The following is a 17,807-nucleotide window of genomic DNA, read 5'->3' as shown; positions in this document are numbered from 1 at the left end:
TTCGACGAGCCACTGTCCAACCTCGACGCCGCGCTGCGGGTCGAGATGCGGCTGGAGATCGCCCGCCTGCACCAGCGGCTGAAGGCGACGATGGTCTATGTCACCCACGACCAGGTCGAGGCGCTGACCCTTGCCGACCGGATCGTGGTGCTGAACGGCGGCATCGTGCAGCAGATCGGCACCCCCTTGGAGCTGTATCAGACCCCGGCGAACCGCTTCGTCGCGCAGTTCATCGGTTCGCCCACCATGAACATCCTCGGCGTCAGCCCCACGGACGGCGGCGTGCGTCTCGCCAACGGGGCCGAGATCACGCTGCCGGGCATCACCGGCCCCGTCGCGGAACTGGGCATCAGGCCGGAACATCTCGACATCGTTGATCCTGTCGGCGCGGTGCTGACGGGAACCGCCGACGTGGTCGAGCACCTCGGCTCCGACACGAATGTCTATGTGCTTGTCGACGGCGTGGGGCCACTGATGGTGCGCCAGCATGGCCATATCGGCCTTCGCGCCGGAGACCGCCTCGGCCTGACGATCCAGCCCGGCCAGACCCACGCCTTCGCCTCTGACGGTCGCGCGCTGCGCGGCTGACAGCCGGGGCAGCCTGTCCGCGACCGGGAGACTTCCCGGTCACGCGAAACCCCGTCCTCGTCAGACGCGATAGATCCGGCGGGCGTTGCCTGCGCCGACAGCCGACTGTTCCCCGGCGGAAAGGCCCGCCAGCAGGTTGCGGGTCATCTCGATCCAGGGCAAGAGCCCGGCCCCCAGCAGGACGACCGGCCAGTCCGACCCCCAGACCACGCGGTCCGCGCCGAAGCGGTCAAGCACATGGTCGACCCAAGGGCGCAGCAGCTCCACGCTCGCGGTCCCGGGCGCGGCATAGGCGCTGATGCCCGACAGCTTCACGCTGACATGCGGCAGTACAGCCAGCCGGTCGATGCCCTTCGCCCAATCGTCGAACGCTCCGCCCGCAATATCCGGCACGCCGCAATGGTCCAGCACCAGCTGTTGCCCATCGCAGGCCCGCGCCAGCGCCTCGGCAATGCCCAACTGCCGGGCGAGGAAGCACATGTCGAAGGGCAGGCCCTGCCGTCCGATCTTCCTGAGGTTCGCGCGGAAGCTGGCGCTTTGCGACATCTCGTCGGGCACGACATGCAGGATGCGCCGGAAGCCCTTGACCTGCAGCCCGCCGCATTCCTCAAGCCAGGCGTCGAAGCCCGCATCCGTCTCGGGCCGGCACGAGGCGATCTGGCCAAGCATTCCATCGCGCCCGATGCGGGTGGCGACATAGCGCGCCTCGGCCTGATAGTCGGCGTCATCGACCCCGCATTCCATGAAGATCGTGCCGATGATCCCCTGCCCCCTGGTCTGGGCCTGATAGTCCTCGGGCGTGAAGTCCCCTTCCGCCAGCGCGGGGATGCCTGCGGTCCAGCCATAGCCCAGCCGATCCCGCCAGATCAGATGCTGGTGCGTGTCGATAAGCTCCATTCTCTCCTCCCTAAAGGTCGGCGATCACGTCCTGCCGCTGGCTGCCCAGGCCTTCGATCCCCAGCTCCACCACCTCGCCCGGCTTCAGATAGCGCGGCGGCTTCATGCCCAGGCCGACGCCGGGCGGCGTGCCAGTGGAAATGACATCGCCGGGATGCAGGGTCATGAACTGCGACAGGTAGCTGACCAGATATTTCACCCCATAGACCATCGTCCGGGTCGACCCGTCCTGCATGGTCTTGCCATTGACCTTCAGCCACATCTTCAGCGCCTGCGGGTCGGCCACCTCGTCGCGGGTCACCAGCCAGGGGCCGATCTGGCCGAAGTTGTCGCAGCTTTTCCCCTTGGTCCACTGGCCCGAGCGTTCGGTCTGGAAGGCGCGCTCGCTGACATCGTTGGTCACGGCATAGCCCGCGACATGGGCCATCGCCTCATCCTCGCTGACATATTTCGCCGCCTTGCCGATGATGATGGCCAGCTCAACCTCCCAATCGGTCTTCTCGCTGCCGCGCGGGATCATGATCGGGTCGTTCGGCCCGCAGATGGCGCTGGTCGCCTTCATGAAGATCACCGGCTCGGGCGGCACCGCCATGCCGCTTTCGGCGGCGTGGTCGGCGTAGTTCAGCCCGATGCAGATGAACTTGCCCGTCCCGGCGACGCAGGGGCCCAGCCGGGTCGCCGGATCGACCACGGGCAGCGTTGCGGCATCGATGCCGCGCAGCCTGGCAAGGCCTTCGTCCGACAGGGCCGCACCGGCAATGTCGGGAATTACGCCCGTGAGATCCCGGATGGTGCCGTCCTTGTGCATAAGGCCGGGGCGTTCGGCCCCCCGGGGCCCGTGGCGAAGAAGTTTCATGCCGTTTCCTTTCAGACGTTCGACCAGCCGCCGTCGATCACATGGGCGACCCCGGTCGTGTATGCGCTTTCGTCAGAGGCGAGGTAAACCACCAGCGCCGCGATTTCGTCGGCCTTGCCGATACGCCCGATAGGCTGGCGGGCGATGAAGGCCTTTTTCGCCGCCTCGTAATCCCCCGTAGCCCGCAGCCGCTCCTCCAGCGAGGGGCTTTCCACCGTCCCCGGGCAGATCGCATTGGCGCGGATGCCCTTGCCGATGAAATCGGCGGCGATGGATTTCGTCAGGCCGATCACCCCCGCCTTGGTCGCGCCATAGACGAAGCGGTTCGGCGCCGCGATGACCGAAGACGCGACCGAGGCCATGTTGATGATCGACCCGCCGCCCTGTTCGATCATCGCGGGCAGGAAAGCCCGGCACATCCGGTACATCGCCGTCATGTTCAGGTCGAGCGAGAAGGCCCATTGGTCCTCGTCGCAGTCGAGGATGGTGCCGTTCGCCACAAAGCCCGCGCAGTTGAACAGCGCATCCAGCGCGCCGATCTCTGCCGCCGCCACCGAAACCGCCGCCTTGTCGCGCACGTTCAAGGTCCGCGTCTCGATGGCGCCATTCTCCGCCCGCAGCGCGTCGAGCGCCGCCTGGTTGATGTCGGTCGCGATCACTGCCGCACCCTCACGCGCCATCATCAGCGCCGAGGCCCGCCCGATCCCCTGACCCGCCGCCGTCACCAGACAGCGTTTTCCCTGCAGTCGTCCCATGTCTTTTCCTTCTGTGCTGGCCCGGTCACGCCGGAAGGCAGGCCGGTCCGATCGGCTCGAATGACTTGTAGGTCAGGATGAATTCGGCATGTCCCATCGCCTCCGAGCAGGTCTGGCGCCCTGCGGCGGCCTCCAGCACCAGATCGTAGATTTCCTGGCCCACCTCGTCCACGCTTGCCTCGCCGTCGATGATGCGACCGGCGTTCACATCCATGTCCGCGCTCAGGCGCCGGTACATCTCGGGATTGGCGGCGATCTTGATCACCGGGGCCAGCGCCGAGCCGACCACCGATCCGCGCCCGGTGACGAACAGCGTCAGATGCGCCCCCGAGGCCATCATCTCGACGATCTCGGCATTGTCCGAGATGTTCGGGAAGCCGAAGCGCACCTCGCCATCGGGCACCACGTCCATCAGGTAAAGCCCGCCCTTCGGCGGAATGTCCCCTGGCTTGATCAGGCCCGAGATGCGTGACTGCCCCGATTTCGCATAGGCGCCCAGCGATTTCTCCTCGATGGTCGTCAGCCCGCCATCGGCGTTCCCGGCGGCAAAGCTGCCGAAGCCCAGTGTCTCATAGTAGCGTGCCGCCTTGGCGACCGAAGCGCGCAGGATGTCAGCCAGTTCCGGGGTCACGGCGCGGTCGGCCATGATCTCCTCGCAGCCGATCAACTCGCCGGTTTCCTCGAAGATGCAGGCGGCCCCCGCCTCGACCAACCGGTCGAAGGCACGCCCCGCCGCCGGGTTGCCCGAGATGCCGCTGGTGCCGTCCGACCCGCCGCAAACCGTGCCGACCACCAGTTCCGACACCTCCATCGGCACCCGCTGCGCCTTGGCCAGTTCCGCCAGTTGCGCGGCAATCCAGTCCTGCCCCTTGGCGATGGTCGCCGCCGTGCCGCCCGCGCGCTGGATCACCAGCGTCTCGACCGGGCGCCCACTGTCACGGATCACGTTTTCCAGCTGGAAGCGGTTGAAGCTTTCGCAGCCGAGCGACACCAGCAGCACCGCGCCGACGTTGGGATGGGTGCAAAGCCGTTCCATCATGCCTTGCGCGTAAGGATTCGGAAAACAGCCGGGAAAGCCGATGACATGCGCCTCGGCCCGGTTCGGCCAGGCGATCTCGCGCGCGACATGGTGGGCGCATTCGACCAGATAGGCCACCGCGATCCGGTTGCGGATGCCCTTGCGCCCGTCGGCGCGCTGATAGCCGGTGAGTTTCGTCATGCCTTGCCTACCTCGCGCGCGGCCTCATAGGCAACGCGCGCCTCTTCCAGTGTGTGTGTCGCGGTATAGTTGCTTCGAACGTTGTGGATGTGGACATGCGCACCTTGCGGAATCTCCGCCGTCGCCGTGCCGATGACCGCGCCGTATTTGAGGATCGGGTCGCCGGCCGCGATGGGCCTGCGCGCCAGCTTGTGCCCAAGGCTGAACGCGGTGGCGGCGGGCAGCTCCAGCCCCTCGACGCGGATCGGTTCGCCCGCGGCAATCGGCGCACGCGCGACCAGCACATTGTCTTCGGGCGACAGCAGCAGCAGCCGGGGATCGGTCTGGCTCATAATACCTCCAGCGTATCATTCTCGATCAGGTCGCGGTCCAGCGCTATCCCCAGGCCCGGCATTTCCGGCATCCGCGCGATGCCATCGGTGATCGGCAGCGGCGCCGTCAGGCCGAAACCGAAGGTCCCTGTCGGCCACAACAGCTCCAGATAGCGCGAGTTGGTCACCGCCCCGTTCAGGTGCAGGTTCACCAGCTCAAGCGGCTGGAAGATCGTGGTATGCAGCTCGCAGGGCGCGTGGAACGCCTCGGCCAGCCGCGCGGTCTTCAGCACGCCGGTCACGCCGCCGGACCATGAGGGATCAGCGCGCACCCCGTCGACCACGCGGGTCGCAAGACACTCGGCAACCGAATAGGGATGCTTCGGCAAGACCTCGGTCCCGATCACCGGAATGTCGAGGATGCGGGTCAACTCGCGCAGCGCGCCGAAGGCTTCATCCGGCAGAGGTTCCTCGAGCCAGAGGTAGTCCAGCCGCTCCAGTTCACGCCCCAGCCGCACCGCCTCGTCCAGCGTATAGGGGGCCACCGGATCGGACATCAGCGGGAAGTCCGTGCCGACCGCATCGCGCACCGCACGATGGATCTCGATATCCTCGGCCAGCGCCTTGCCCGGCGGGTGGATCTTGTAGGCCTTCAGCCCCGCCGCCTTCACGGCAACCGCCTCCGCCGCATAGGCACCGGCGTCCGGCAGCACCAGCGAGGAGGCATAGACCGGCACCTCGGCCCGCGCCCCGCCGATATAGCGCCAGAGCGGTTGCCCCGCCGCCTCGGCCCCCAGGATCCACAGGCAGCAATCGACGGGCCCGTAGCTGTAGATCGGCAGGTGATGCCACCAGCGGTCGGCGGTGCGCCAGTCGTGCCATGCCGCTTCGCGGTCCAGCACAGGCCGCCCGACGAAGAAGGGACGCAGCGAGGCCGCCGCCAGATGGCCCGCGCCAAGGGCGGACCGCCCGGCGAAACCGAACATCGACGCCTCGCGCCCGCAGTCGGTCCTGACGGTATAGACCAGATATTCCAGCCCTGCGCGTCCCTGGCCATCCCGCAACCCGTCACCGCCGATGGCGGCGCCCTGGTGGCGACAGGCGCGGATGTTCAGGCCGGCAATCCGCATCCCTCAGAACTTCCCGTATTTCAGGTAGGCTTCCTGCGGGTCGATCCCGTCAAGGATCGCGCGGCGGACCTTGCTTTCGGTCGCCATCGCGGTGACGCCCTTTTCGATCACCTCGTCCAGATGCGCAGCCGGAATCACCACCATCCCGTCACGGTCGCCATGCACCCAGTCGCCGGGGTTCACCGTCACGTCCTCGATGCGGATCGTCCCGCCAATGGACGTGGGCAGCCACAGCCCGACCACATCGCGCGGGGTGTAGTGCGTGCCCCAGCAGGGCAGGCCAAGCTTCAGGATGAAGTTGGTATCCCGCAGCGCGCCATCGGTGACGACGCCCAGAACCCCCTTGCGCTGCAGGGTTTCCGCCGACAGCTCGCCCATCTGCGCGACGATCTGGTTGTTCGGCTGCGCCACCCAGACATGGCCCGCCGGACACTTCGACAGCAGGCCCGTCCATTCCAGCAGGGTCTGGTGCGCATCCGCCCCTTCGACGATCCGGCCTTCGATGGTGAAGGCGGGGCCGGCCAGCACGCCCTCGGGGTTCAGGGGCCGGAGGCGCGGCGGCAGGGTGAAGCTGCGCAGCCCCATCGCCCGCATCACGTCATGCAGGACCGAGGTATAGCAGCTGCGAAGCCGGTCGAGGCGGGCGTCAGTCATGATGGAACACCTCCTCCATCATCGCCCACCATTCGCCGTCCTTCCTTGTGGCAAGTGGCTCCTGCATCGGCATGCAGACCGACCACCACTCCTGCGTCTTCGGATCGGCGGCCATCTTCGCTGCATCGGCGGCAAAGTCGCTGCCGGAGTATTCCCAGTAGCCGAACAACAGGTTCTCCGGCTCTTTCAGGTAGATCGAATAGTTGGTGATGTTGCAGGCGCTGATCTGGGCCAGGATCTCCGGCCAGACCGCCGCATGCAGCCGCTTGTAGGCCTCAACCTTGTCGGGTTTCAGGCCCAGCACCATTCCCATGCGTTGCATCGTCTTCTCCTCAGACCCGATGTTCCGACCGGCTGCCCGGCACGACCTGCCGGGCGATGGCCGCTTCATCCCAGCCGATCCCCAAGCCCGGCGCCTCCGGCGGATGGGCAAGGCCATTCCTGATGTCCAGCCGCGTCTGGGTGATCGGATCAAGCTGCGGGATATACTCCAGCATCCAGGAATTCGGGATCGCGCAGACCAGGCTGACATGCAGCTCCATCAGGAAATGCGGGCAGACCGCCAGGTTCATCGCCTCGGCCATATGCGCGACCTTGAGCCAAGGGGTGATGCCGCCCACCCTTCCCACATCCACCTGCACGATGGAACAGGCCCGCGCCTGCATGTAGTCCGCGAACTGGCCGGGGGAATACAGGCTCTCGCCGACGGCAATCGGTACGGCGGACTGTTCGGCAAGGCGCGCATGGCCGGTCAGGTCGTCGGCGGGCATCGGTTCCTCGAACCAGCTTATCCCCACCTCGGCCAACATGCGGGCGCGCAGCAGCGCCTCGTGGTAGTGGAAAGCCTGATTGGCATCGACCATCAGGCGGAAATCGTCGCCCACCGCCGCGCGCACTGCCGAAAGCCGGGCGCGATCCTCGGCCAGATGCGGCTTGCCGACCTTGACCTTGGACCCCGCAAAGCCCTGCGCCTTCACCGCCAGCGCATCCTCGACCAGTGCCCCGGTCTCGATATGCAGCCAGCCGCCTTCGGTCGAATACAGCGGGATCGCCGGTTTCGCGCCCCCCGCCATGCGCCACAGGGGCAGGTTGGCGCGGCGGCAGCGCAGATCCCAAAGCGCGGTGTCGATGGCGGCAAGCGCGATGGAGGTCAGCGCCCCGACCGCCGTCGCATGGGTCGCGAACAGAAGGTCGCGCCAGATCGCCTCGATCTCCTCCGCCTCGCGTCCCAGAAGGCGCGGCACCAGCGTATCGCGCAGAAGGCTGACAACCGCCGGGCCGCCGGTACCGATGGTGTAGCTGTAGCCGGTGCCCACCGCCCCTTCGGCATCGGTGATCCTGACCATCGGCGTTTCCTGCGCGACGAAAGACTGGATCGCATCGGTGCGCTTCACCAAGGGCACCAGCGTCACCATCATAATCTCGACATGGGCGATGCGCGCCATCACTCGGCCCTCAGCGACAGGCCAGTTTCCGCGTCGAACAGATGCGCGCGGTCCAGCGCCATGCGGAAGGTCAGGCCCTCCCCCGGCTGGACGAGGCGGGGCCCGTAAAGCTTCGCCAGCACCTCCTGCCCGGCAAGGCGGGTGTAGATCAGGCTTTCCATGCCAAGCGGCTCGGCTAGCTCGACGGTCATCCCGACCTCAGCCCCCGGCCCGTCCTGCGACAGCCCATGACCCACCGGGCTGATGTCATCCGGCCGGATACCCAGCGTGACCTTGCGGCCATCGCGCGCGAAATCCCTCAGCCGGTCGGGCACCGGCACGCTGGTGCCATCCGCCAGCCGGACCGCGCCGCCTTCGATGGTGGCCGGCAACAGGTTCATCGGCGGCGAGCCGATGAAGGTGGCGACAAAGGTGCTGCGGGGATGGTTGAACACCTCCATCGGCGTGCCGACCTGTTCGATCCGCCCGTCCTTCATCACCACGATCCGGTCGGCCAGCGTCATCGCCTCCACCTGATCATGGGTCACATAGACGACTGTCGTCCGCACCTTCTGGTGCAATTTCTTGATCTCGGCCCGCATCTGGCCGCGCAGCTTGGCGTCGAGGTTCGACAAGGGCTCGTCGAACAGGAACACGTCCGGCCGCCGCACGATGGCGCGGCCCATTGCAACGCGCTGGCGCTGGCCGCCCGACAGTTCGGCGGGCGTGCGATCCAGAAGCGGCGTCAGGCCAAGGATCTCGGCCGCCTCGTCGACGCGCCGGGTGATGCCTTCCGCCGTCTCGCCCGCGATCTTCAACCCGAAGCCCAGGTTCTCGCGGACGTTCATATGCGGGTAAAGCGCGTAGTTCTGGAACACCATGCTGATGTTGCGCTTCCGCGGCGGCAGGTCGTTCACCACCCGCTCGCCGATCCTGACCACGCCGCCCGAGATATCCTCCAGCCCCGCGATCATCCGCAGTGTCGTGGACTTGCCGCAGCCGGACGGCCCGACCAGCACCACGAATTCCTCATGCGCGATCTTCAGGTCGATGCCGTGGACGACATTCACCGCCCCGTATTTCTTGACGACCCTGTCCAGCGTGATCTCAGCCATAATTTATCCTTTCACGCCGCCGAAGGTCAGACCGGCAATCAGATGTTTCTGCACGAGGAAGGTCAGGATCAGCGCCGGGACGATGATGATCACCGCCATCGCGCACATGCCCGCCCAGTCGATGGTGAACTGCGCCGTGAAGTCCAGAAGCCCCACCGGCAGGGTTTTCGAGGTGGTGGAGCGGGTCAGCTGGCTGGCCAGCGCGAATTCGTTCCACGAGGTCAGGAAGGCGAACACCCCCGCCGCCGCGATCCCCGACCGGGCCAGCGGAAACTCGATCTTCCAGAACGCCTGCCAGCGGGTGCAGCCATCGACCTGCGCCGCCTCGGACAGTGACAGCGGGATCTGCCGGAAGAAGCCGTCGATCAGCCAGATGGTGAAGGGCACGTTCAGGCTGACATAGACGATGATCAGGCCAAGCTTGGTGTCGATGATGCCAAGCTTGCTCCAGATGATGAACACCGGCAGCGAGAGGGCAATCCCCGGCACCGCGCGGAACAGCATCAGGCCCAGGAAGATCGCGCCCTTGCCCTTGAAGCGGTAGCGGGCGAAGGCATAGCCCCCCGCCATGCCGATCGCCAAGGCGATGACGGTCGAGGTCAGCGCGATGATCAGCGAATTCATGAAATAGCTGCCGACCGGGATCGCCACCTGATCGGTGCCAAGGCCGAAGATCTTGCGGAAATTGTCGAAGCTTGGCGCTTCCGGCACCCAGATCGGGGGCTTGGCCAGGATCTCGCCATTCGGGCGGAAGGCGGAAAGGACGACCCAAAGTCCGGGCACGCACATCACCACCATCAGAAGGAAGGTCAGCGCGGTCAGCCCCGCCCGCTTCAACCGCTTGGAAGTCTGGCTCTCGACAGCGGCAGTCATTGCGCACCCCCCATGTAGCGGCGGGCCGCGACCAGCTTGCGGTAGAAATACCAGGTGAAAAGGATCGACAGGATGGTCGAGACATAGGCCATCGCATTGGCCAGCCCCATCCGCGAATTGTCGTAGGCGACGCGCGCGATCAGGGTCCAGAGGATCTCGGTCCGCCCGGCGGGGCCGCCATCGGTCATCACCGTCACGATGTCATAGGCGCGCGCCACGTCCAGCGACCGGATCGCCATCGCGATATAGGCGAAGGGCATGATGAAGGGCAGGGTGATGTGGCGGAAGGTCTGCCAGGCGTTGCAGCCATCGACCTTCGCCGCCTCCAGCGGGTCGCGCGGCATGGCGAAAAGCCCGGCCAGAAGCAGGATCGCGAAGACCGAGGTCGACATCCAGATTTCCGCGAAGGCGATGGAGAAGAATGCAAGCTTGCCATCCACCAGCCAGGGGATCGCCCCGTCGGACAGGCCCAGCGACTGCAGCGCGTTGTTCACGATGCCGATGTTGTCGTTGAACAGGAACTTGAACTGGAAGCCGACGAGGATCGGCGAGAACATCATCGGGAACATCATGATGGTGCGCAGCCCCCGCTGCCCCCAGGTGACCCGGTTGATGAGAAGCGCAATGCCGAGCCCCAGCAGGAATTCGACGTTCAGCACCACGGTCAAAAACAGCACCGTGCGCCCGAAAGGCACCCAGAATTCCCAGTCCGACAGGATGCGCGCGTAATTCCTGAACCCGACCCAGTCATACAGGCTGTCAGGCTTCGTCAGCCGATAGCCGGTGAAGCTCGTGTACATCGAGAAGACAAGCGGAACGATCACCACGAATGCCATCGTCAGCATCGCGGGGGTCAGAAGCAGGAATGGCGTGGCGCTTTCGCGTCTCCAGAATGGCATCGCTCCCCCTCGGTGGCGTGGTGCAGGGATGGTCGGACGGGGCGGCGCGGGGCCGCCCCGTCCCTGTCGGATCACTTGATATAGCCTGCGTCTTCCATGATGGCCTTGGCCTTCTCGGCGGCGTCATCAAGGGCTGCCTGCGGCTCCATCTCGCCCAGGATGCCTTTCTGCAGGTTCGGCCAGATCACGTTCGACACCTCGATCCAGGGCTCGATCAGCGGCGGGGTGAAGGCGTCTTCGGCCATCGACTGGCTGTAGGTGTTGAACACCTCGACCATGAACGGATTGCCCGCAGCCTCGAACTCGGCGGTGATGTCCTTCCAGACCTGGGTGCGCGTCGGCAGCAGGCCCTGACGCGCCTCGATCATCTGGTTGTCATGGTCGGTCAGGAAGGTGACGAAGGACACCGCCGCAGGCTGGTTGTCGCAGGCCTTGGTGATCGAGAAGCTGTGGCTGCCCGACCAGCCCGACCGCTTGCCGCCGTCGCCCTTCGGCGCGCGGACAAGTCCCACGTCCCCCGCGATCTTGGAGTTGGCCGGATCGTTGAAGAACGCGGCCCAGCCCGCCCAGTCCAGGTCCATCGCCACCGTGCCCGAGGCAAAGCCCATCCCGGTGTCATCCCAGAGGTAGTTGAGCGACCCCGCCGGAACCGCCTTGGCGTCGTAAAGCTCCTTGAACCACATCAGCGCCTTCAGGCCCGCCGGAGAGTTGAAGGTCGGGTTCCAGTTCTCGTCGAACAGCGCCCCGCCATTGGCCACCAGCATCTCGTAGAAGCGCCCGGTGATCGCCTCGTCCTTGCCGACGAACTGGGTGCCGTAGAAGTCCGGCGACTTGGCGAAGAAGATCGCCTGGTCCTTGAACTGGTCGAAGGTTTCCGGCGGCGCCAGGTCATAGCCGTACTTCGCCTTGAAGGCGTCCTTGTTGGCCTGATCGGCATAAAGCGATTTCTTGTAGAACAGGTTCGAGATGTCGGAATGCCGCGGCAGCTGCACCAGCGACCCGTTCACCGTCGCGTTCTTCAGGGCCAGCGCATCGAACTCGGCCAGAACCTCGGGTTTGATCGCGCCGTTCAGGTCGATGTAGATGTCGCCATATTGCGGCGCGAAGGAGGTGTGGTTCGACGCGACGCAATAGTCGATCGTGTTCGCCGCGATGTCCTGCTTGATTTCCTTGTCCAGCTCGAAGTGGTTCTTGCGGCTGACGATTTCCACCTTGGCGCCGGTCGCCGCCTCCCATTTCGGGATTTCGGCGTAGAGCTTCTCATACTGCGCGCCGCCGATCAGCTTCACGCGCAGGGTATAGCCAGCGAAATCGCCCCAAGTCTCGTCGGCCGAAGCCACGGATGCAACGGCGACCAGCGCCGTTCCAACCATCAGAGCAGTGATCTTCCTCATCTCATCCTCCCGTTTATGGCGCCGCTCGCGCCGATCCATTCACACCGCCGGGGTCGGCAGTGCGCCGTCACCTCGGGCCCCGGCCTGAAGGCCGAATTCCCGGATAATCCTGTCCCGATCCTCGCCCAAAGCCGGGGCAGCGCGGTCGTGGTACAGCGCCGCACCGTCCAGCCGGATCGGGCCGCGCAGCGTGTCGAGCGCGGCCTCCGGCCCGGAAATCCGCTGCACCATGCCAAGGCGGCGAAACGCCTCCGACTTGAACAGTTCCGGCCAGTCCAGCACCTCGGCGCACCAGATGTCGGCGGGTTGCAGGATCGCCAGCCACTCCGCCGTGGTCTTCCCTGCCACCGCTTCAGCGACGCGCGACTTGATCGCATCGCGATGGGCCATCGCCGCAGCGGCATCGCCGTAGAACCGCTCCAGCCCCGCGATCCCCATCAACCCCGCCAGCCGCTCCAGCGAGGGCGTCATCGCCAGCGCAAGCCAGCCGTCCAGGGTCCGGTAGACGCCATAGGGCGCGCCAAGATAGGCGTGCGCCCCGTTCACCGCCGCGCGCACCGGCACACGGTTGCCGTCATTCAGGTAGGTGGTCAGCACTTCGAACTGGAAATCCAGCAGCGCCTCGATCAGCGAGGTTTCGACCTTGGCCCCCTGCCCCGTCCGCCCCTTCCTTACCAGCGCGGCAAGAATGCCTTGCGCCAGCGCATTGCCCGCCATCATGTCGGCAACCGCCAGCCCCATCGGCATCGGCGGATCGTCGCGGCTGCCGGTCAGCCACAACAGCCCCGACCGCGACTGCGCCAAGAGGTCCTGCCCCGGCAGGTCGACCCAGGGCCCCTCCTCGCCATAGCCCGAGATCGAGCCATAGACGACGCCGGGATTGAACGCCCGGACCGCCTCATAGCCGAAGCCCTGCCGCTCGATCACGCCGGGGCGGAAGTTCTGCATCACCACATCGGCGCGGGCCAGCAACTCTGTCACCATCCGCCGGTCGCCCGCATCGCGCAGGTCGGCGGTGAAGCTTTCCTTGTTGCGGTTGATCGCGTGGAACAGGCTGTTGGCGCTGCCGATATCGGTGTCCGACAGGTACAGCGTTCGGCACAGGTCGCCGGTGCCGGGCCGTTCGATCTTGATCACCCGCGCGCCAAGGTCGGCCAGCCGCAGCGCGCACAGCGGCCCCGACAGGAACTGGCTGAAATCAACGACCAGGATGCCTTCCAGCGGCAGCGTCATGCGCGGCTCTCCCGGTAGGCGGCATCGAGCGCGGCAATGGTGGCGGCAACCGTCACCTCGCCGGTCAGGCAGCGGTGGACAATCAGTCCCGCGCGGTCCTGCAACCCCATGTAGCCGTCATAGCGCGGGCGCAGCCATGCGGTGTCGAGCGTCCTGCGCGTGCCCCGGAAGAAGTCGCGCGTCAGGGCGTTGCAGGCATCGTCCTCCCAGGCCGCCGCATGGGCGGGCTGGCCGCCGCTTTCGGTGAAAAGCCCCTTCTGGCACGCGGCCCCGGCGATCCAGAAGGCATAGTCGACCGCGACCTCTGGGTGCTTGGTGAAGGCCGAAACCGCGATGCCGGTGCCACCAAGGACGGTGCCGGTCGGGTCCGCCTTTTCGACGCCCGGCGCATCGTGGAAGGTCAGCGGGAAGGGGCAGAAGCCCGCGCGGGAATAGTTGGTATAGCCATAGCCGAAGGGCGAATAGTGCGGCCCGTCCGCGTTCCGCCCCATCCATTCGTAGATGCCGATCGGGTCAAGCGTCAGGCAGCGCTTGTCCATCACCGCCACGACCTCGCGCATCAGCTCCAGCACGCGGGCGGCCTGGTCGGGTTCCATCAGCCGGTCGGGCGCCTCGGCGATGGCATAGCCAAGGTTCCGGGCCAGCCCGAAGAAGGTCATCAGCGCATTGATCGGGATCAGCGCAAAGCCCACCCGGCCCTGCCGGGCCAGCGACAGCACCTCGCTCCAGACCTTCGGCGCCACCTCCAGCCGGTCGGGGCGCAGGCAGGCGACCGGCGTTGCCGTGTCGATGGCCAGCGCCCATTGCCGTCCGGCGAATGCGTAGGACGGATGCGACAGCCCGACCGATCCCGCCGCCAGCGCCGCCATCTCGGCCTCGCGCAACCCGTCCAGCGGCAGCAGATTGCCCTGTTTCGCCACCTCGCCGACATGCGGATGGTCGATCACCATCAGGTCATAGGTCGCCGCCATCTCGGAAATCGGCCGGTCGGCAAAGGCCTGCAGCGAACGGCGCTCCCAGGTGATCGTCACACCCGGATGCGTCCTGGCGTAGGCCGCCGACGTCGCGACCATCGGGTCAAAGCCCCGGGCATGGTCCCAGGTCATGCCGCGCAGGGTGATCTCAGCCACGGGCCTTCTCCTTCGCGGCCCTCTTTGCCGCCGCTTCCTCGGTGAACTGCGACGGATCGCGATAGAGCGCGGTCAGAAGATGCTCGGCGTAAAGCACCAGTTCGCCCGGCGCCTTGTAGACCGAGTAGCTGACCTTGAGCTTGCCCATCCGGTCGTTGTGAACCTCTTTCGACAGGTTCTCGCGGATGGTCCAGATCGTGTCGCCGATGAACACCGGCTTGATGAACCGCAGCCGGTCATAGCCATAGCTGAACGAGTTGAGGCAGTTCGTCGCGGCGAGCCCCAGCCCCAGCGAAAAGACGAAGGCCCCCGCCACAAGGCGGCGCCCGAACACCCCTTCCTGCACCGCGAACAGGTCGTCGCTGACATAGGGGTGATGATCCATCACCAGGCTGTTGAACTGCATCGACTCGCCTTCCGAGATCGTCCGCCGGATCGACCGGATACGGTCGCCGACGGCAAAATCCTCGAAATACCAGTCCTCTGCGTTCCAGACCGGGATCGCGGCATGGTCCTCGGGCAGGCCCGGCAAGCCCCGTGCGTGAACCCCGATCTCGGCCATTTTTCCCCCCAGCAGCCTCGATCCTCACGCTCGATCATTTCTTTTCATTTGTCAAAAGCTTTTTTATGAAAGAAAATAACCGGAGCAAGGGGCAGGAGCAAGAGATGGAGCACGAGCAGTTTTTCGAGGACTATGCCGAGGGCGCCACGCGGCAGACCCTGGGCCGCACCATCACCGAGGCGGACATCGTCTTTCACGCCGGCCATTCGGGCGATTTCTTCCCGCACCACATGGACGCCGAGTTCTGCAAGGGCCAGCCGTTCCAGCGCCGCATCGCCCACGGCACCATGACCTTCGCCATCGGCATCGGCCTGACCGCGACCGTGATCAACCCGCGCGCCATGACCTATGGCTACGAACGCCTGCGCTTTCCCACGCCGGTCTTCGCCGGCGACACGATCCGCACCACCGTCACCATCGGCCGCAAGTCGGACGACGCGAAACGTCCCGGCCACGGCCAGGTGGTCGAGATCTGCGAAACGAAGAACCAGGAGGGCAGGACAGTGATGTATTGCGAGCATATCCTGCTGGTCGAAAAGCGCGGGGGGACGAAATGATCGAGGATTTTGCCCAGGACTGGCCCGCCCCCACCAAGCCCCGGCCCATCGTCCTGATCGGCGCCGGTGGCATCGTGCGCGACGCCCACCTTCCCGCCTATGCCAAGGCCGGGCTGAAAGTGGCTGCCGTGGCCGAGATCGACGCTGACCGCCGCGCCGCGCTGGCCCGCGACTTCGCGATCCCCCGGACCCATACCACCGTGACTGACGCCGTCGCGGCGCATGGAAATTCGGTTGTCTACGATGTCGCCGTCCCCCCCACCGCCATCCAGCCGATCCTGCGCGACCTGCCCGAGGGCGCCGCCGTCCTGATCCAGAAGCCGATGGGCAGCGACCTGGCCAACGCCCGGGACATCCGCGCGATCTGCCGGGACAAGCACCTCAAGGCCGCCGTCAACTTCCAGCTCCGCTTCTCGCCGATGATGATGGCGGCGCGGCAGGCGGTCGAGGCCGGGCTGATCGGTGACCCGCTGGAGATCGAGGTCCATCTCAACATCTTCACCCCCTGGACGCTGTTCCCCTTCCTCCTGCCGATGAAGCGGGTCGAGATCCTCGTCCACTCGATCCACTATCTCGATTCCATCCGGGCCATCTTCGGCACACCCAAGGCGGCTTTCGCCCGCTCGATGGGCGATCCACGCGCGCCCGGCTTCGCCCAGACCCGCACCACCGCGCTTCTGGACTGGGGCAACCTCCGGCGCGGGGTGATGAGCATCAACCACAACCATCAGGGCGGCCGGAAATTCCAGTCCGCCTGGTTCCGCATCGAAGGCACCAAGGGCGCGATGATGGTCAAGCTCGGCGTCGATTTCGACTATCCGCGCGGCGAGGCCGACGAACTATGGTTCTGCGAAAACGGCGGCGACTGGCGGCAGGTGCCGCTGACCGGAAGCTGGTTCATCGAAGCCTTCATGGGCCCGATGCGCAACCTGCAACGCTTTGCAGCGGGCGAGGATGCCCGGCTCTTCTCCGGCGTCGAGGATGCCTACGAGACGATGGCGCTGGTCGAGGCCTGCTTTGCATCGCTGGAAGTGCCCGCCGTGCCGCTCGACCTGTCGTAGCCCACGCCGCCGCCCAGGCGACGGGTCAGCTTGTCGGCGATGCCGATCGCCTGCACGCAGCAATCCGCGAGGCTGACGGATTCCCCGAAGCGCTCGATATGCGGGACGGTCAGCGCGGCGACGGCATGGCCCGAATGGTCGATGATCGGGACAGAGATGTTGACCACGCCCTTGACGACGAAACTGTCCACCACTTCATGACCGCTCTTGCGGATCTGAGCCAGGTCCGCCCGCAGGCGGCGCTCGTCCGCGCCCTCCGGCAACGGCGTCCGGCGCAGCATTTCGGCCAGCCGGTCCTCATCCTGAAACGCCATCATCACCCGGCCCGAGGAGGCGCGCCAGAGATCGACCCTGGTGCCAAGCCGGACCGACATGACATGCCGCGCGGGCGGATCCACCTGCCCCACGATCAGCACCGCATCGTCGGCCAGGATCGCCAGGTGGACCGACTGGTTGATCCGGTGCGCCAGGTCGCGCATCAGCGGTTCCGCCGCCGTGGTCAGCCGCTGGATCAGGGGCGTGCGGTGGGCCACCTCGAACAGCCGCGTGGTCAGCCCGTATTTCTCTGACGCCGGGTCCTGGGCGATATAGCCGCGCTCCTGCAACACCACGAGCATGCGGAAGATCTCCGACACCGACCGGCCAAGATCCCGCGCGATCTCGCTGAGCGACAGGCCGACAACCGTGGCTGACAGCAACTCGAGGATATCAAGACCCTTCTCCAGCGCAGGAGCCGTGTATCGTTGGATTTTCTCTTCGGCCATGAAGCGCGCGGTTCCGTCTGCGGCAGGGGTCTGTCGATGGGACAATAGTGGTTGTCCCGACACGGTTCAACGTCCACCGGGCGGTGGTCCCGTGGCGCGCGTCCAGCACCGCTCGCTCACATCTTCGCCGCCCAGACCCGGAACCTGCCCTGCCCGGTGACCTCGCGCACCAGCCCGCGCGCAACCAGCAGGTCAAGGTTGCGCAACACCGCGGCGCGGCTGGCGCCAGTTTCGGTTTCGGCCTGCCCCGCCCCCAGCATCGGCTGCGCTGCAAGCGCCGCGATCAGGCGGGCGGGCGTCCGGCCCGACAGGTCCGCCGTCCCGGCCTCGGCGCGCTGCCGCCAGGCGGCCAGCCGCTCCAGCGCCATGAGCGCGGCCAGCACGG

The 17,807-nt window shown here is 66.2% G+C and carries 20 protein-coding genes and 1 pseudogene; 3 read left to right on the top strand and 18 right to left on the bottom strand.

From position 1 onward, the window contains the following. Nucleotides 1–588: ABC transporter ATP-binding protein (locus ACE3P6_RS20960; protein ID WP_374398364.1), on the top strand; the 588-nt coding region annotated here is incomplete at its 5' end. Nucleotides 589–648: 60 nt separating this feature from the next. Here ACE3P6_RS20960 and ACE3P6_RS20955 read toward each other — a convergent pair. The 16 genes from ACE3P6_RS20955 to ACE3P6_RS20880 form a co-directional block, all read right to left on the bottom strand. Then, nucleotides 649–1,485 carry an amidohydrolase gene (locus tag ACE3P6_RS20955; protein ID WP_374398363.1) on the bottom strand — a complete coding sequence of 279 codons (837 nt, stop codon included), beginning with the start codon at nucleotides 1,483–1,485 and terminating at the stop codon, nucleotides 649–651. A gap of 10 nt (nucleotides 1,486–1,495) precedes the next feature. Continuing rightward, on the bottom strand, nucleotides 1,496–2,341 hold the full coding sequence (locus ACE3P6_RS20950; RefSeq protein WP_374398362.1) for a fumarylacetoacetate hydrolase family protein: 846 nt from the start codon (nucleotides 2,339–2,341) through the stop codon (nucleotides 1,496–1,498). Nucleotides 2,342–2,352: 11 nt separating this feature from the next. Further along, nucleotides 2,353–3,096: an SDR family oxidoreductase gene (locus ACE3P6_RS20945; RefSeq protein ID WP_374398361.1), complete on the bottom strand. Its 744-nt coding sequence runs from the start codon at nucleotides 3,094–3,096 to the stop codon at nucleotides 2,353–2,355. Between the two features lie 25 nt (nucleotides 3,097–3,121). Further along, entirely contained in the window at nucleotides 3,122–4,315 is a 1,194-nt protein-coding gene (locus ACE3P6_RS20940) for a UxaA family hydrolase (RefSeq protein WP_374398360.1), read from the bottom strand. Further along, on the bottom strand, nucleotides 4,312–4,647 hold the full coding sequence (locus tag ACE3P6_RS20935; protein WP_374398359.1) for a UxaA family hydrolase: 336 nt from the start codon (nucleotides 4,645–4,647) through the stop codon (nucleotides 4,312–4,314). Before ACE3P6_RS20935 ends, ACE3P6_RS20940 begins: the two co-directional genes overlap by 4 nt. After that, nucleotides 4,644–5,756, bottom strand: coding sequence for an enolase C-terminal domain-like protein (locus tag ACE3P6_RS20930; RefSeq protein WP_374398358.1), 1,113 nt, complete (start codon nucleotides 5,754–5,756; stop codon nucleotides 4,644–4,646). The genes ACE3P6_RS20935 and ACE3P6_RS20930 overlap by 4 nt, the downstream gene beginning before the upstream one ends. Nucleotides 5,757–5,759: 3 nt before the next feature. Next, complete coding sequence (locus ACE3P6_RS20925; protein WP_374398357.1) at nucleotides 5,760–6,410, bottom strand: RraA family protein; 651 nt, start codon at nucleotides 6,408–6,410, stop codon at nucleotides 5,760–5,762. After that, nucleotides 6,403–6,732: an L-rhamnose mutarotase gene (locus tag ACE3P6_RS20920; protein WP_374398356.1), complete on the bottom strand. Its 330-nt coding sequence runs from the start codon at nucleotides 6,730–6,732 to the stop codon at nucleotides 6,403–6,405. Before ACE3P6_RS20920 ends, ACE3P6_RS20925 begins: the two co-directional genes overlap by 8 nt. Nucleotides 6,733–6,742: 10 nt before the next feature. Next, nucleotides 6,743–7,855, bottom strand: coding sequence for a mandelate racemase/muconate lactonizing enzyme family protein (locus ACE3P6_RS20915; protein WP_374398355.1), 1,113 nt, complete (start codon nucleotides 7,853–7,855; stop codon nucleotides 6,743–6,745). Beyond that, the gene (locus tag ACE3P6_RS20910; protein ID WP_374398354.1) at nucleotides 7,855–8,949 is read right to left on the bottom strand and encodes an ABC transporter ATP-binding protein; all 1,095 of its coding nucleotides are present in this window, start codon (nucleotides 8,947–8,949) and stop codon (nucleotides 7,855–7,857) included. Before ACE3P6_RS20910 ends, ACE3P6_RS20915 begins: the two co-directional genes overlap by 1 nt. Before the next feature lie 3 nt (nucleotides 8,950–8,952). Further along, nucleotides 8,953–9,822 carry a carbohydrate ABC transporter permease gene (locus ACE3P6_RS20905; RefSeq protein ID WP_374398353.1) on the bottom strand — a complete coding sequence of 290 codons (870 nt, stop codon included), beginning with the start codon at nucleotides 9,820–9,822 and terminating at the stop codon, nucleotides 8,953–8,955. Then, nucleotides 9,819–10,721: a carbohydrate ABC transporter permease gene (locus ACE3P6_RS20900; protein WP_374398352.1), complete on the bottom strand. Its 903-nt coding sequence runs from the start codon at nucleotides 10,719–10,721 to the stop codon at nucleotides 9,819–9,821. The genes ACE3P6_RS20905 and ACE3P6_RS20900 overlap by 4 nt, the downstream gene beginning before the upstream one ends. A 71-nt stretch (nucleotides 10,722–10,792) precedes the next feature. Next, on the bottom strand, nucleotides 10,793–12,115 hold the full coding sequence (locus ACE3P6_RS20895; protein WP_374398351.1) for a sugar ABC transporter substrate-binding protein: 1,323 nt from the start codon (nucleotides 12,113–12,115) through the stop codon (nucleotides 10,793–10,795). A 39-nt stretch (nucleotides 12,116–12,154) separates the two neighbouring features. Then, nucleotides 12,155–13,348 (bottom strand): CaiB/BaiF CoA transferase family protein, encoded by a 1,194-nt coding sequence (locus tag ACE3P6_RS20890; protein WP_374398350.1) that lies wholly within the window; start codon nucleotides 13,346–13,348, stop codon nucleotides 12,155–12,157. Then, complete coding sequence (locus ACE3P6_RS20885) at nucleotides 13,345–14,478, bottom strand: extracellular solute-binding protein (protein ID WP_374398349.1); 1,134 nt, start codon at nucleotides 14,476–14,478, stop codon at nucleotides 13,345–13,347. The genes ACE3P6_RS20890 and ACE3P6_RS20885 overlap by 4 nt, the downstream gene beginning before the upstream one ends. Next, nucleotides 14,471–15,040 carry a MaoC family dehydratase gene (locus tag ACE3P6_RS20880; protein WP_374398348.1) on the bottom strand — a complete coding sequence of 190 codons (570 nt, stop codon included), beginning with the start codon at nucleotides 15,038–15,040 and terminating at the stop codon, nucleotides 14,471–14,473. The genes ACE3P6_RS20885 and ACE3P6_RS20880 overlap by 8 nt, the downstream gene beginning before the upstream one ends. Before the next feature lie 104 nt (nucleotides 15,041–15,144). Here ACE3P6_RS20880 and ACE3P6_RS20875 point away from each other — a divergent pair, with 104 nt between their 5' ends. Both ACE3P6_RS20875 and ACE3P6_RS20870 read left to right on the top strand, forming a co-directional pair. Continuing rightward, a complete protein-coding gene (locus tag ACE3P6_RS20875; RefSeq protein WP_374398347.1) occupies nucleotides 15,145–15,597 on the top strand; it encodes a MaoC family dehydratase in 453 nt (150 codons plus the stop codon). Then, nucleotides 15,594–16,658, top strand: a complete 1,065-nt coding sequence (locus ACE3P6_RS20870; protein WP_374398346.1) for a Gfo/Idh/MocA family protein — start codon at nucleotides 15,594–15,596, stop codon at nucleotides 16,656–16,658. Before ACE3P6_RS20875 ends, ACE3P6_RS20870 begins: the two co-directional genes overlap by 4 nt. Here ACE3P6_RS20870 and ACE3P6_RS20865 read toward each other — a convergent pair. Then, nucleotides 16,583–17,422, bottom strand: coding sequence for an IclR family transcriptional regulator (locus ACE3P6_RS20865; RefSeq protein WP_374398345.1), 840 nt, complete (start codon nucleotides 17,420–17,422; stop codon nucleotides 16,583–16,585). The two genes, ACE3P6_RS20870 and ACE3P6_RS20865, sit on opposite strands and share 76 nt — an antisense overlap. 116 nt (nucleotides 17,423–17,538) lie before the next feature. After that, a pseudogene (locus ACE3P6_RS20860) lies at nucleotides 17,539–17,807 on the bottom strand (hypothetical protein); the annotation flags it as partial.

The sequence above is a fragment of the Tabrizicola sp. genome (genome assembly GCF_041911175.1).
In the GTDB taxonomy this organism is placed as follows: Bacteria; Pseudomonadota; Alphaproteobacteria; order Rhodobacterales; family Rhodobacteraceae; genus Tabrizicola.
This window is presented reverse-complemented; position numbering and strand designations above follow the sequence as displayed.

What these genes read in the sequence shown, in the direction of transcription:
- ACE3P6_RS20955 (WP_374398363.1), bottom strand. Translation starts at nt 1,485, where the DNA reads ATGGAGCTTATCGACACGCACCAGCATCTGATCTGGCGGGATCGGCTG.
- ACE3P6_RS20915 (WP_374398355.1), bottom strand. Translation starts at nt 7,855, where the DNA reads ATGGCGCGCATCGCCCATGTCGAGATTATGATGGTGACGCTGGTGCCC.
- ACE3P6_RS20945 (WP_374398361.1), bottom strand. Translation starts at nt 3,096, where the DNA reads ATGGGACGACTGCAGGGAAAACGCTGTCTGGTGACGGCGGCGGGTCAG.
- ACE3P6_RS20895 (WP_374398351.1), bottom strand. Translation starts at nt 12,115, where the DNA reads ATGAGGAAGATCACTGCTCTGATGGTTGGAACGGCGCTGGTCGCCGTT.
- ACE3P6_RS20930 (WP_374398358.1), bottom strand. Translation starts at nt 5,756, where the DNA reads ATGCGGATTGCCGGCCTGAACATCCGCGCCTGTCGCCACCAGGGCGCC.
- ACE3P6_RS20875 (WP_374398347.1), top strand. Translation starts at nt 15,145, where the DNA reads ATGGAGCACGAGCAGTTTTTCGAGGACTATGCCGAGGGCGCCACGCGG.
- ACE3P6_RS20905 (WP_374398353.1), bottom strand. Translation starts at nt 9,822, where the DNA reads ATGACTGCCGCTGTCGAGAGCCAGACTTCCAAGCGGTTGAAGCGGGCG.
- ACE3P6_RS20900 (WP_374398352.1), bottom strand. Translation starts at nt 10,721, where the DNA reads ATGCCATTCTGGAGACGCGAAAGCGCCACGCCATTCCTGCTTCTGACC.
- ACE3P6_RS20870 (WP_374398346.1), top strand. Translation starts at nt 15,594, where the DNA reads ATGATCGAGGATTTTGCCCAGGACTGGCCCGCCCCCACCAAGCCCCGG.
- ACE3P6_RS20940 (WP_374398360.1), bottom strand. Translation starts at nt 4,315, where the DNA reads ATGACGAAACTCACCGGCTATCAGCGCGCCGACGGGCGCAAGGGCATC.
- ACE3P6_RS20865 (WP_374398345.1), bottom strand. Translation starts at nt 17,422, where the DNA reads ATGGCCGAAGAGAAAATCCAACGATACACGGCTCCTGCGCTGGAGAAG.
- ACE3P6_RS20890 (WP_374398350.1), bottom strand. Translation starts at nt 13,348, where the DNA reads ATGACGCTGCCGCTGGAAGGCATCCTGGTCGTTGATTTCAGCCAGTTC.
- ACE3P6_RS20925 (WP_374398357.1), bottom strand. Translation starts at nt 6,410, where the DNA reads ATGACTGACGCCCGCCTCGACCGGCTTCGCAGCTGCTATACCTCGGTC.
- ACE3P6_RS20910 (WP_374398354.1), bottom strand. Translation starts at nt 8,949, where the DNA reads ATGGCTGAGATCACGCTGGACAGGGTCGTCAAGAAATACGGGGCGGTG.
- ACE3P6_RS20920 (WP_374398356.1), bottom strand. Translation starts at nt 6,732, where the DNA reads ATGCAACGCATGGGAATGGTGCTGGGCCTGAAACCCGACAAGGTTGAG.
- ACE3P6_RS20880 (WP_374398348.1), bottom strand. Translation starts at nt 15,040, where the DNA reads ATGGCCGAGATCGGGGTTCACGCACGGGGCTTGCCGGGCCTGCCCGAG.
- ACE3P6_RS20950 (WP_374398362.1), bottom strand. Translation starts at nt 2,341, where the DNA reads ATGAAACTTCTTCGCCACGGGCCCCGGGGGGCCGAACGCCCCGGCCTT.
- ACE3P6_RS20935 (WP_374398359.1), bottom strand. Translation starts at nt 4,647, where the DNA reads ATGAGCCAGACCGATCCCCGGCTGCTGCTGCTGTCGCCCGAAGACAAT.